The organism is Metabacillus niabensis (assembly GCF_902829255.1).
In the GTDB taxonomy this organism is placed as follows: Bacteria; Bacillota; Bacilli; order Bacillales; family Bacillaceae; genus Metabacillus; species Metabacillus niabensis.
Genome location: NZ_CADEPK010000085.1, coordinates 1 through 12,634, shown reverse-complemented (window position 1 = coordinate 12,634; position 12,634 = coordinate 1). Strand labels below are relative to the sequence as shown.

General features: G+C 33.9%; 12 protein-coding genes. 11 read left to right on the top strand and 1 reads right to left on the bottom strand.

The genetic code is table 11. The features are described 5' to 3' along the window. The first annotated feature begins 419 nt into the window (after positions 1-419). The 5 genes from ezrA to mbcS all read left to right on the top strand — a co-directional run bounded on the left by ezrA (position 420) and on the right by mbcS (position 6,823). Positions 420-2,111, top strand: coding sequence for a septation ring formation regulator EzrA (gene ezrA / locus HU235_RS09000; protein WP_174879993.1), 1,692 nt, complete (start codon positions 420-422; stop codon positions 2,109-2,111). A 223-nt stretch (positions 2,112-2,334) separates the two neighbouring features. Continuing rightward, positions 2,335-3,480, top strand: a complete 1,146-nt coding sequence (locus tag HU235_RS08995) for a cysteine desulfurase family protein (protein ID WP_174879992.1) — start codon at positions 2,335-2,337, stop codon at positions 3,478-3,480. A 4-nt stretch (positions 3,481-3,484) separates the two neighbouring features. After that, positions 3,485-4,684 carry a tRNA uracil 4-sulfurtransferase ThiI gene (gene thiI, locus HU235_RS08990; protein ID WP_095302881.1) on the top strand — a complete coding sequence of 400 codons (1,200 nt, stop codon included), beginning with the start codon at positions 3,485-3,487 and terminating at the stop codon, positions 4,682-4,684. Positions 4,685-4,813: 129 nt separating this feature from the next. Continuing rightward, positions 4,814-5,023, top strand: a complete 210-nt coding sequence (locus HU235_RS08985) for an alpha/beta-type small acid-soluble spore protein (RefSeq protein WP_095302880.1) — start codon at positions 4,814-4,816, stop codon at positions 5,021-5,023. A gap of 213 nt (positions 5,024-5,236) precedes the next feature. Further along, the gene (mbcS, locus tag HU235_RS08980) at positions 5,237-6,823 is read left to right on the top strand and encodes an acyl-CoA synthetase MbcS (RefSeq protein ID WP_174879991.1); all 1,587 of its coding nucleotides are present in this window, start codon (positions 5,237-5,239) and stop codon (positions 6,821-6,823) included. 217 nt (positions 6,824-7,040) lie between these two features. Here mbcS and HU235_RS08975 read toward each other — a convergent pair whose 3' ends face one another. Further along, positions 7,041-7,841 (bottom strand): NAD kinase, encoded by an 801-nt coding sequence (locus tag HU235_RS08975; protein WP_095302878.1) that lies wholly within the window; start codon positions 7,839-7,841, stop codon positions 7,041-7,043. A 150-nt stretch (positions 7,842-7,991) separates the two neighbouring features. Here HU235_RS08975 and sppA point away from each other — a divergent pair, with 150 nt between their 5' ends. From sppA to HU235_RS08945, 6 genes are all read left to right on the top strand, one after another. Continuing rightward, a complete protein-coding gene (gene sppA, locus HU235_RS08970) occupies positions 7,992-8,999 on the top strand; it encodes a signal peptide peptidase SppA (protein ID WP_095302877.1) in 1,008 nt (335 codons plus the stop codon). Positions 9,000-9,011: 12 nt separating this feature from the next. Beyond that, complete coding sequence (locus tag HU235_RS08965; protein ID WP_095302876.1) at positions 9,012-9,533, top strand: RDD family protein; 522 nt, start codon at positions 9,012-9,014, stop codon at positions 9,531-9,533. Between the two features lie 149 nt (positions 9,534-9,682). Then, a complete protein-coding gene (locus HU235_RS08960) occupies positions 9,683-10,369 on the top strand; it encodes a DUF2953 domain-containing protein (protein ID WP_174879990.1) in 687 nt (228 codons plus the stop codon). Between the two features lie 74 nt (positions 10,370-10,443). Beyond that, on the top strand, positions 10,444-10,911 hold the full coding sequence (ytfJ, locus tag HU235_RS08955) for a GerW family sporulation protein (protein WP_174879989.1): 468 nt from the start codon (positions 10,444-10,446) through the stop codon (positions 10,909-10,911). Positions 10,912-11,152: 241 nt separating this feature from the next. Further along, positions 11,153-11,653 (top strand): thiol peroxidase, encoded by a 501-nt coding sequence (tpx, locus tag HU235_RS08950; RefSeq protein WP_095302873.1) that lies wholly within the window; start codon positions 11,153-11,155, stop codon positions 11,651-11,653. Between the two features lie 154 nt (positions 11,654-11,807). Further along, the coding region (locus HU235_RS08945) for a class I SAM-dependent methyltransferase (RefSeq protein ID WP_174879988.1) at positions 11,808-12,634 on the top strand (827 nt) is incomplete at its 3' end.

Below are 12,634 nucleotides of genomic sequence, written 5' to 3'. Positions count from 1 at the left end.
AAATAAAATTCTCCCAGTTTGTAGGACAAATTATGCAAAAAAAATTAAATTTCTGGTCAAAAATTGTCGTTTACATGGTATCATAAATACATTGAAATAACATTAAAAAATTGTACATATCTCTTAGAACGGAATGGATCCGAAACTATATTAAATCAAAGTAGTTATTTAATATAGTTATTAGACGAACTTCATTAAACATAGAGGCTATTGGAGCTACTAATAGAATTAGTACTTTACGGATTTAAACGAACACTTGTAGAAACGGTAAATAAGTGTTTAACATAGTCGATAAATGAGATAGAAATGATCTTTAATAATAGACACGATAACGCTTATCAGCATGATGTTGAAACTTTCATCAGTGGGGAGTTTTTTTCCTGTCATGACGATTTTGTGTAACAACGAGGGGGCTCATTATGGAAGTTATTATTGGACTTATCCTTCTTTTATGTATATTGTTTGGTGTTGGATACATATTACGAAGAAATATTTATAAAGATGTGGACCGATTAGAAGCTTGGAAAATCGAAATTATGAACAGGTCAATTATTGACGAATTATCCAAGGTAAAAGAATTGAAAATGATTGGTCAAGCTGAAGAACTATTTGAACAATGGAGAAGTGAGTGGGATGAAATCATTACAACCCAATTACCAGAAGTAGAGGAACTTCTTTATGAAGCGGAGGAATTAGCTGATAAATATCGTTTCAAAAAATCCAAAGAGGTTCTTCAACATATTGAAAATGTTCTCATAACTGTAGATGAAAATATTGATAAAATTATTGAGGAAATTAATGAACTAGTTACCAGTGAAGAAAAAAATAAAGTTGAAAGTGAAGAAGTAAAGGAATTATATAAAAAGTTAAGAAAGACGTTATTGGCACATAGTCATCAATTTGGCAAAGCATATGACAAGCTAGATCAAATTTTGTCCGGTATATCAGATTCTCTTAAGGAATTTGATTCAGAAACAAATGAAGGAAATTATTTGTCAGCAAGAAAAATATTAGTAGGTTTAAAATCAGAATTGAATGCTCTTCAAATAAAAGTTAATGAAATACCAAAGCTTTTAACAGATTGTAATATAACAAAACCTAATCTATTAAGTGAGCTAGAAGATGGCTATAAAGAAATGGTGGGAAATGGTTACTTTCTCGAACATATCCAAGTTGATCAAGAAATAGAGAGAATGAAAAAACAATTAGAGGGATTCCGTAAACAAATTGAAGAAACGGAGATAGAGGAAGTTGCAGAGGCTCTTCAAGGAATGCAAATTGCAATCGATTCTATATATGATTTACTTGAAAAAGAGGTAGAAGCTAGTCAATTTGTAAAGCAAAAGAAAAGCACTATCGATGAAAAATTAACAAAATTAACAGAACAAAAAATGGCTACATTAGAAGAAACTGAATTAGTAAAACAAAGTTACCGGCTTTCTGAAAATGAAGTAGACAAGCAAAAACTAATCGAAAAACAGATTTCTCAAATAGAGAAGAAATTTGCACATATTAAACAAAGTTTAGATAGTGATCATGTAGCACATTCTATAATGAAAGAAGAGCTTGAAGAGATCGAAAAGCAAATTAATAAACTGTTTGAGGAACATAATGAGTATAGAGAAATGCTTCAAACATTAAGGAAGGACGAATTAGAGGCTCGTGAGCGTCTAAATCATTTAAAGCAAATCCTACTAGAAACGATTAGAAATGTTCAGCAAAGCAATATTCCTGGTTTACCGGAAGACTTCGTTAAACTAATAGATAAGGCTAAGCGTGAGGTCCAAAAGGTTACTGAGAAATTAGAAGAAATTCCATTGAACATGACTACAGTAAATAAATTACTCGAGGAAACGGTACAAACGGTGGAGGAATTTAAAAATACTGCCGAGGAACTTATTGAACAAGTCTTTCTCGTGGAACAAGTCATCCAATACGGTAACAGGTATAGAAGTCGTAATAGGCAGCTTTCCTCATCGTTTTCTGAAGCCGAAATGTTGTTTCGAAATTCAGAATATGGCAAGTCTTTAGAAATGGCTGCAAGTGCACTTGAACAGGTTGAGCCTGGTGCATTAAAGAAAATTAAGATTTTAATAAATGATCAAACGTGAATGATCAACTATACAGGGATGTCCTAAAGATAAAAGAAATGAACTTTTATTTAAGACATACCTGTATTTTTTATTTTTTAATGTTGTTTCTTTGTTTAGACTGATTTTGTTCGAGGTAGCTATCTTTTTCTTTTCACATAACGATATGGTATGATTACAAATTAGCATAAACTTTTAAATTGACAGATAAAATTTTAACTTTGATTTGGAAAGAGGAACGAAAATGTTGTATTTAGATAATAGTGCGACTACAATGCCATATCCTGAAGTCATATCGACATTTACACAAGTGACAAAGGACTATTTTGCTAATCCTTCTTCCTTACATAAACTTGGAAGTGAAGCAGAATCACTTTTGACTGAAACGAGAAAACAAGTTGCACACTTATTAGGTGTTGACGAGCAAGAGATTGTATTTACATCTGGAGGAACGGAAGGAAACAACCTTGCGATTAAAGGGGCAGCATTTGCAAACAAGAATAATGGGAAACATTTAATCACTTCCCTTATCGAGCACCCCTCTGTACTAGAAACATTTAAGCAATTAGAAGAAGTATTTGGATTTGAAGTAACCTATTTACCGGTAGATGAACATGGATATGTTACTTGTGACAAGTTAAAACAAGAATTACGGGATGACACAATTCTTGTATCGATTATGCATGTAAATAATGAAGTTGGAACAATCCAGCCAATAAATGAAATAGGTGAGCTTTTGAGAGCTTATCCAAATATCCTGTTTCATGTTGATCATGTTCAAGGAGTAGCGAAGGTGCCGCTTGACTTTAAACGGGTGAATATTGATCTTTGCACAATTTCTGGACATAAATTTCATGGGTTAAATGGAACGGGCGCATTATTTGTAAGAAAAGGTGTCCAGCTTTTACCGATATTTACTGGTGGTTCTCAGGAGTTGCAGCTGCGTTCAGGGACAGAAAGTCTCGCAGGAAATATTGCCCTTGCAAAGGCATTAAGAATGTCGATGGAGCAATTCAAAGAAAAACAATCTACTTTAAAAGAGATTCAGACTAGGTTGATGAGGGAATTAATAAAGATGGATGGTGTTATTGTCAACACACCATTTGAACAGGTAGCACCGCATATTATTAATTTTTCGGTGCCGAAAGTTAAAGCTGAAGTGTTAGTCCATTATTTATCGGAACATAATATATTTGTTTCAACAACATCTGCTTGTTCATCGCGTAGAAAGTCAATTAGTCATACGCTTGTAGCGATGAACAAGTCTCAAGACATTGCTACAAGCTCTATAAGGGTTAGTCTTTCATTTGAGCAATCGAAGGAAATAATAGCTCCGTTTATCGAAAGACTTTCAGATGGAATTATAAAATTATCAAAAGTAATGAGGTAAAAATATGAATTTTGATCACATTTTAATAAGATATGGAGAAATATCTACAAAAGGAAGAAATCGTCGTATCTTTGTTGACCGTTTAAAAAGAAATATAAAAGAAGTTCTAGCAGATTTCCCAGGTTTAGATTATGAAGGGACACGTGATAGACTTTATCTTCACCTTAATAATGAACGTCATGAAGAAATTATCGAAAGACTCCAATATGTCTTTGGAATTCAATCGTTTAGTCTTGCTATTAAATGTGAAAGTGATATCAATATTATCAAGGAAAAGGCATTAGAAGCAATCAAAAGTCTCTATCAACGTCATGATACGTTTAAGGTTACAGCTAAACGTGCAAACAAGCAATTTCCGCTTGATACAAATGAATTGAATTACCAAATCGGAAGTCATATTTTAATCAATACCGAGGATTTGACTGTAGATGTAAAAAATCCAACGATCAATCTTCGAGTTGAGGTTCGAAAAGAAGCAACCTATCTTACTTGTTATGATTACAAAGGTGCTGGTGGGCTACCGGTTGGTTCTAGTGGAAAAGGGATGCTTTTATTATCTGGAGGAATCGATAGTCCTGTAGCAGGATATTTATCGTTAAAAAGAGGGGTAGAATTAGAGGTTATCCACTTTTTTAGCCCTCCATATACGAGTGAGCGTGCAAAGCAAAAAGTAATCGATTTAACAAAGGAATTAACGGTATTCGGTGGAAGTATCAAATTGCATATTGTTCCATTTACAGCTATTCAAGAAAAAATTCAAGCACAAGTACCGGAAAATTACACAATGACGTCAACTAGAAGAATGATGCTAAAAATTGCTGATATATTGAGAGAAAAGCAGCAGGCTCTAGCTTTAATAACTGGTGAAAGCCTTGGACAAGTAGCGAGTCAAACGTTAGAAAGTATGGTTGCAATAAATGATGTAACAAGTACACCAATCTTACGACCGCTTATAACAATGGATAAATTGGAAATAATCGAAATCGCTAAACAAATAGGTACACATGATATTTCAGTACGTCCATTTGAGGATTGCTGTACTATTTTCACTCCTGCAAGTCCTAAAACAAAGCCAAAGCTTGAGAAAGTATCAAGATTTGAAAGCTTTGTTGATTTTGATGAGCTTGTCATGGAAGCAGTAAATCGTGTTGAAACAATGATCATTACAAAAAATAAAGAAGATGAATTTTCCCATTTATTTTAAAGGGATGAATGACTTTGCATAATAAGTAGGTCATTCTTTTGCTGAAATCTATGTGAATATTTACCATATAATATGATGAATGATGGCCGTGTGTATTACACATTCTATACTCACAAGGAGGTGATACACATGGCACAAAACAACAACAGTAACCAATTATTAGTCGCTGGTGCACAACAAGCTATCGACCAAATGAAACTTGAAATCGCTTCTGAGTTCGGTGTTAACTTAGGTGCAGAAACTACTTCACGTGCTAACGGTTCAGTTGGTGGTGAAATCACTAAGCGTTTAGTATCTTTTGCTCAACAACAAATGAGCGGTTCTTTCCAACAACAATAATTTAATAGATAATGGCTACGAAGAGTAGGGATATTCCCTGCTCTTTTTGATGTATAAAAACGATTAAATATTCCGGTATGTCTTACATATTTATATGCTCTTCTTCAAGTTTTGGATTTACCTATTCCATTTCCTCTAGGCAAGCATCATTATTTCATTTATTTTTATTATCAGGTATAATAATAAGGTACTAAAAAATTAGGAGATGAAATTATGGTAAGAGATGAGCTGCTTGCACCGATTAACTACAATCTCGTTGAAGAGATTGAAAAATTTTCGGCTGAGCCAACAAAAATTGCATTAAAATGGGAAAATGATAAAGGTGAAAAGAAAGAGATTACTTACCATGCATTAATGAAAAAGGCAAATCAGATAGGAAATGCCTTTATGAATAAAGGATTAACAAAAGGTGATAAAGTTCTTGTTGTTATTCCAAGAATTATTGAAGCGTATGCGGTATATCTTGGTGCATTAAAAGCAGGCTTAGTTGTCATACCTAGCTCAGAAATGTTGCGTACAAAAGATTTGCAATATCGAGTAACACATGGTGATGTAAAAGCGATTATTAGCTATGGATTATATACAAGTGAATTTAAAGGAATTTCTGAATATAACGAGTTAGTTAAATTTGTAGTTGAGGGTAATGAAGCTGATTGGTTTTCGTTAGAGGAACTAGCAGCTAAACAAAGTTCAGAAATGGAAATTGTTAAAACAAAGGCAACAAGTACCGCCTTTATATCTTATACTTCAGGAACAACTGGTAATCCTAAAGGTGTAGTTCATACACATGGCTGGGCGTATGCTCATTTAAGAACAGCAGCAAAAAATTGGCTAAGTATTAATGAAGATGATATCGTTTGGGCAACTGCAGGGCCAGGCTGGCAAAAATGGGTTTGGAGTCCTTTCTTATCTGTCTTAGGCTCAGGAGCAACTGGCTTTGTATATTATGGAAGATTTGAGCCTGAAAAATATTTAGCACTTTTGGATGAGTACAAAGTAAACGTATTGTGCTGTACCCCGACAGAGTATCGCTTAATGGCAAAGGTAGAACATTTAGAAAACTATTCATTAGCTACCTTACATAGTGCAGTATCAGCTGGTGAACCATTGAACCGTGAAGTAATCGATACATTTATGCGAAAGTTCAATGTAAAGGTTCGTGACGGCTATGGTCAAACTGAGAGTACATTATTAGTAGGTGTTTTAAAAGAAATGGACATCAAGCCTGGATCAATGGGAAAGCCAACACCAGGAAATGAAGTCGTCATTATCAATGATGAAGGTGAGCCATGTGCAGTTAATGAAATAGGAGATATCGCTGTGCATAAAGATACACCAGCATTGTTTAAAGAATATTACAAAGACTTTGAGCGAACAGCTAAACAATATAGAAAAGATTACTTTGTAACAGGTGACCGTGCAAGAATGGATGAAGATGGCTACTTTTGGTTTGAAGGAAGAAGCGATGATATTATCATAAGTTCTGGCTATACTATTGGGCCGTTTGAAGTTGAGGATGCTCTAGTGAAACATCCTTTAGTAAAAGAGTGTGCTGTTGTTGCTAGTCCTGATGAAATTAGAGGAAATGTAGTAAAAGCATATGTTGTGTTAAGAAATCCGGAAAATCAAAAGGACCCAGAGCTTATTCGTAAGCTTCAAAATCATGTAAAACAATTAACAGCACCATATAAATATCCACGAGAAATTGAATTTACAAATGAATTACCAAAAACAACTTCAGGAAAAATTCGTCGTATTGAATTGCGACAACGTGAAATTGATATGAAATTACAAAAGTAATTATATTAAAGGACTTAAGAATTCGTATCTTAAGTCCTTTTTCATATAATTTAACTTCGCATGATTACTTTTTGATGATTATCAAACGCCGAGGCGGCTTTCTGACCGAAAGCAAACACTGCAAGGAGGAAATAAATAACAAGATTAATAACGCTTAAATAAAAACAAAGAGACTAAATTAGTCTCTTTGAGATATGAATTATGTAATCTTAAACTTTTATAAAAAGGTTCTTTTTACCTTTTCCCAATAGGAATTGTCTTTTAATTTTACTGTTTTTATCGGTGTATCACTTAGTTTATATTCTAATTTTTTTACGTGACGGATGCTTAACGCTTCATTATCCATGCCGATAATTGGGTAATCATTCCCATCTTGAACAATCTTTAATGTTAAATTTCGGTTATCACTTAAAATAAACGAGGAACCAAGAGTGCGGTACAAATTATTATTCAAACTAGCAAGCTCACTTACTTGAATACAACGTAACATTGGGTCGACAACAGCACCGTTTACTGATTTATTATAGGCTGTACTTCCCGTTGGAGTAGCAATTAACATGCCATCACCTCGAAACGTCTCAAAATGTAACTCATCAATAAAAACATCAATAACAAATGTTTTAATAATACTTGAACGAATTGAACATTCGTTTAAACATTTAAAAGATGTCGTATCATCAACTTTTACTTCAAGAACAGGGTAGCGTCTTACTTCAATTTGAGACTCTTTAATAGCTTGTATCATTTTATCACGATCATCAAGATGGAAATCACAATATAAGCTTAATGTTTCATCAATACCAATTCCTACATAGAGACAATCTGAGCGGAAATTTGTTTTACGTACAGCTTGAAGAAAAGCACCATCTCCTCCAATGCTGACAATAATATTTGCTACTGTATGATCTTCGACTATTCGAAAATCATTCTCCTTTGCTAACTCAATGATAGAATTGACTTTTTCTAAGAGAACATCCTCTTTTTTGTAGAAAAAATATACATTACGACGATCTGACATGACCTAAAACCTCCTCATAATTGGGTGATTTCTCCACTTTTGTTAATGAAAATGATACAATACTATATGTTGTTTAGTTTACCACTTTTATCTAATAAAATGATCACTAGCAATGGAAAATAATAATTTGATAAAGGAGGAGATGAAAGTATGAATGGTAAAAGATGGGGAGCAATTGGGATTGCGGCAGGATTGTTCGTCTTTTCAATTATTATTAGCACTACCTTTACATTCTTAAATCAGAGTGAAATGTTTTCAGAAGCATTTGCTGCTGCAAACGCTGAATTTTCAGAGGAGGTTATTGAGGAGGGGACGAGCCTTGATAAAATTTTAGTTTTAAACGTTAATGGAGTTATCCAGGATACAGGTGAGGACGTGACTTCCTTTTTTAGCTCACCAGGCTATAACCATCAAACGTTTCTCGATATGATAGAGGCAGCAGGTGAGGATAATCACATAAAAGGTGTAATTCTTAGAGTAAATTCACCTGGTGGCGGTGTTGTTGAAAGTGCTGAAATACATAAGAAATTAATTGAATTAAAGGAAAAAAGTAAGAAACCGGTATATGTGTCAATGGGGACGCAAGCTGCATCAGGAGGCTATTATATTTCAACTGCAGCAGACAAAATTTTTGCTGCTCCTGATACGTTAACAGGTTCCTTAGGAGTAATCATGCAGTCAGTTAATTATGGAGAACTAGCAGAAAAATTTGGTGTAAAGGTTGAAACGATTAAAAGCGGTCCATATAAAGATATTTTTTCCCCGACACGGGAAATGACTGAGGAAGAGAGAAAAATTCTACAAGCAATGGTTGATAATGCGTATCAAGGATTTGTTAATGTAATAGCAGAGGGTCGTTCGTTATCAGAGGAAGATGTTCGCAAAATTGCAGATGGGCGAATTTACGATGGTAGACAAGCTAAGGAAAATAATTTAATTGATGAACTTGGATATTTTGATGATACTGTTGCGGCAATGAAAAAGGACTTGAAAATAGAAAATGCACAGGTCATTGAATATGGCTCATCCTTAGGTTTAGATTCTTTATTATCGATGAGTGTTGGGAAAGTTTTTAATGGCGATAAGGAGATTGAAAATCTTTATCAATTCATGTCCAATTCAAACTCTCCGAGACTAATGTATTTATATTCTGAATAAGGAGGGATGATGATGGATGTAACTATAGAAAATCATGAAAATAGCAACCATTTGAATCTACTGGTAGACAAGAAGCATATTTCAGATTATCAACATCTTCTAGCTGGATTTTGGATTCGATTTTGGGCATACATTATTGATTTAATTGTTATCGGTAGTATTAATCGAATGATTGTTAATCCGTTATTTAATCTGTTGGGCTGGGATGGGAAATGGTTTATTTTTTCACCAATGTCAATTGCAGCATCTCTTATCTTTTTTGCCTATTTTGTACTTATGACAAAGTATTTTCAACAAACTTTAGGTAAAATGATATTTGGAATTAAAGTTGTTTCAACAAAGACGAATACGTTAGATTGGGGTACAATTTTATTTCGTGAATTGATTGGCCGATATATTTCAAAGACAATTTGGATACTTTATTTAGTCGTTGCATTTACACCGAAAAAACAAGGTCTGCATGATATTTTTGCGGATACTCAGGTTTTTCATGAAAAGTTGTATACAAAACATTTGCGTAATCTGAATGAGTGAAAAAATTTATTGGAAGATACTCAGGAAAGGTAACAAAAGAAATAAACAAAAAGTCTACTGTTTTATAAAGTAGGCTTTTTTTCATGGCATAAAAAGGTTTATTTTTTAATTCGGAGGTGATAATGGAAATTTGAAGGGATGTGAAAAAGATGCATTGGATTTTTTATCTATTATTACTATTTCTTTTCCTCATAATTCTCATTCTTTGTACAAAGTTAACAATAACAGTAGATATACAACATGTAGAAGACAATAATCATTTTAAAATTAAGCTGCGTGCTTGGTTTGGCTTAATAAGATATACGATTGAGATTCCCCTTGTGAAAATAGATGATGATGCTAATCTGGTCGTTAAACAAAAGCAAAATGTCGGGAAGGAAAAGAACAATGATTCAGTTGCAAAGGGAACCGAAAAGGTAACTCCAGAGGAATCATTACATTTCATGCAGGACATTAGAGAAATAACCCAACATATTGTGGGGTTACACGGTATTATTCGCTCCTTCTTAAAGAAAGTAAAGGTGATAAAGCTTGAATGGCATTCACAGTTAGGTGTAGGTGACGCAGCACATACCGGCATCATAACTGGTGCAGCCTGGGGTATTAAAGGTGGAGTGATTAGCTTGATTGGGAAATATATGAAGGTGAAAACCACCCCATATGTGACGATTACACCAGAATTCAATCAAGTATGCTCTCGCATGAAACTTGAATGTATGTTTCAATTTCGGATCGGGCAAGCTATTTACGCGGGTATACAGTTCATAAAATATTGGAAAGGCGGAAGACCAAAGCTTAAAAGCAAACAATTTTCAACATATACAAATCAATCATAAGTATTTGGTCTAATTGATTCCAACAATTATGAACAATGACAGGTTTTTTAGATAACTAAAGGAGGCTATACTACATGAGTGATCATCCAATCCAAGGCCTAATGAAAACAGCCATGGAAAACTTAAAACAAATGATTGATGTCAATACAATCGTTGGTGACCCAGTTGAAACACCTGATGGAAGTGTAATATTAACCGTTTCAAAGGTTGGTTTCGGTTTCGCAGCAGGTGGAAGTGAATTTAATGCATCGAATGGTGATAGTGGCGGTGAAGGAAGTTCACCAAAGCTACCATTTGGAGGCGGAAGCGGTGGAGGAGTCTCAATAACACCGATAGCCTTTTTAATTGTTTCTTCTACTGGGGTAAAAATGCTACATTTAGATGAAAGTACACATCTATATGAAAAAATACTTGAGGCGGCCCCTCAAACCGTTGAGAAAATTCAAGGAATGTTTAAAAAGAATAAAGACAATAAATCTTCTGGTGATCAAGCTAATCAAAATCAAAATCAAAATCAGAAGAAAGAAGATTTAGAATTTTAACTGCCCTTAAGGCAGTTATTTTTTTGATGGTTTATGCTATATTGTTTAATGCTGTTTAATAGATGGAACGCTTATTTGCTGAACTAGCTGTTCTATTAGATTTGTTGTTAAAAGAATTTCATTTTTAGTAATTGGCAAATTGGTTGAAGGATGAAATAATAGAAAAGTAAACATAATATTTGATCATTGAGAAAACCTAGGCTATATTTACACTGTACATAATTAAAAGGAGGAATTTGGAATGGCTTCAATTACATTTAAAAACAGCCCTGTTACTTTATTAGGAAATGAAGTGAAAGTGGGGGATACTGCACCTGATTTTACGGTTCTATCAAATGACTTAGCACCAGTTACTTTAGCGGATACGAAGGGCAAGGTACGCTTGATTTCTGTTGTACCTTCAATTGATACCGGAGTATGTGATGCACAAACTCGTCGTTTTAATGAAGAAGGATCAAAATTAGAGAATGTAGAAATTTTAACAATTAGTGTAGATCTTCCATTTGCTCAAAAAAGATGGTGTGCTTCAAACGGATTAGAAAATGTACAAACACTTTCGGACCATCGCGATCTTTCATTCGGTGAGGCTTATGGCGTTCACATTAAGGAATTACGCTTATTAGCACGTGCTGTTTTTGTTGTAGATGCAAATGATAAAGTAACATATGTAGAGTATGTAAGTGAGGCAACAAATCATCCAAATTACGAAGCTGCTCTTGAAGCTGCTAAAGCTGCACAATAATAAATAATTTGTAAAAAAGACTGCCGTTTTTGGCGGTCTTTTTTGATGGAAGTAGATTGGTGTCCATCTTTTATCCTCGCCAATCTTCTTATTTTTTGACTTGTAGTTAAGCAATGTCTAAAATGGTTATGTATGATGGTGAGGAGGAAATGAAATGAAGACAGTTTCTAAATTAGAAAATTTGTTTGCAGTGATAAATGAAACGGCTGAACTTATTGCGAAGGAATGTCAATTAACTTATATAGAAGCGGTAGCTGAAACAGGAGAAAACATGTTTCAAGGAGCAATTCTCCAAGAGGATATGAGTGAAGTAACTATAAAAAATATTAAGCGTAAATATGAATCAATCGATATAAATTCCTTTGAGAAGGAAGAAATTCGAAAAGCCTATCAATTAGCAATATTAAAGGGGCTTAAAGATGGGGCTCATCCAAATCATCAAATGACACCAGATACGATTGGGTTATTTTTAGGGTATTTAGTTAGTAAATTTATTGATGGTAAAAAGGAACTTTCAATTTTAGATCCTGCCGTCGGAACTGGGAATTTACTTACAACTATTCTAAATTATCTTTCAACAGTTGAAGAGATAACAAGCTATGGTGTAGATGTTGATGACCTGTTAATTAAACTAGCATATATTCAGGCAAATCTTCAGGAACACCCTATTCAGTTCTACAATCAGGATAGCTTAGAAAGATTATTAATCGATCCTGTAGATGTGACTATTTGTGATTTACCTGTAGGGTATTATCCAAATGATGTAGAAGCATCAAATTATGAACTGAAGGCGGATGAAGGACACTCCTATTCACACCATCTTTTTATAGAACAGAGCATGAAACATACGAAAGAAGATGGATATTTATTTTTTATTGTCCCTAACTCTTTATTTGAAACTAATGAGGCTCCAAAATTAAATCAATATATAAAGAAAGTTGCAATTATCCAAGGATTCATTCAACTGCCACTATCATTATT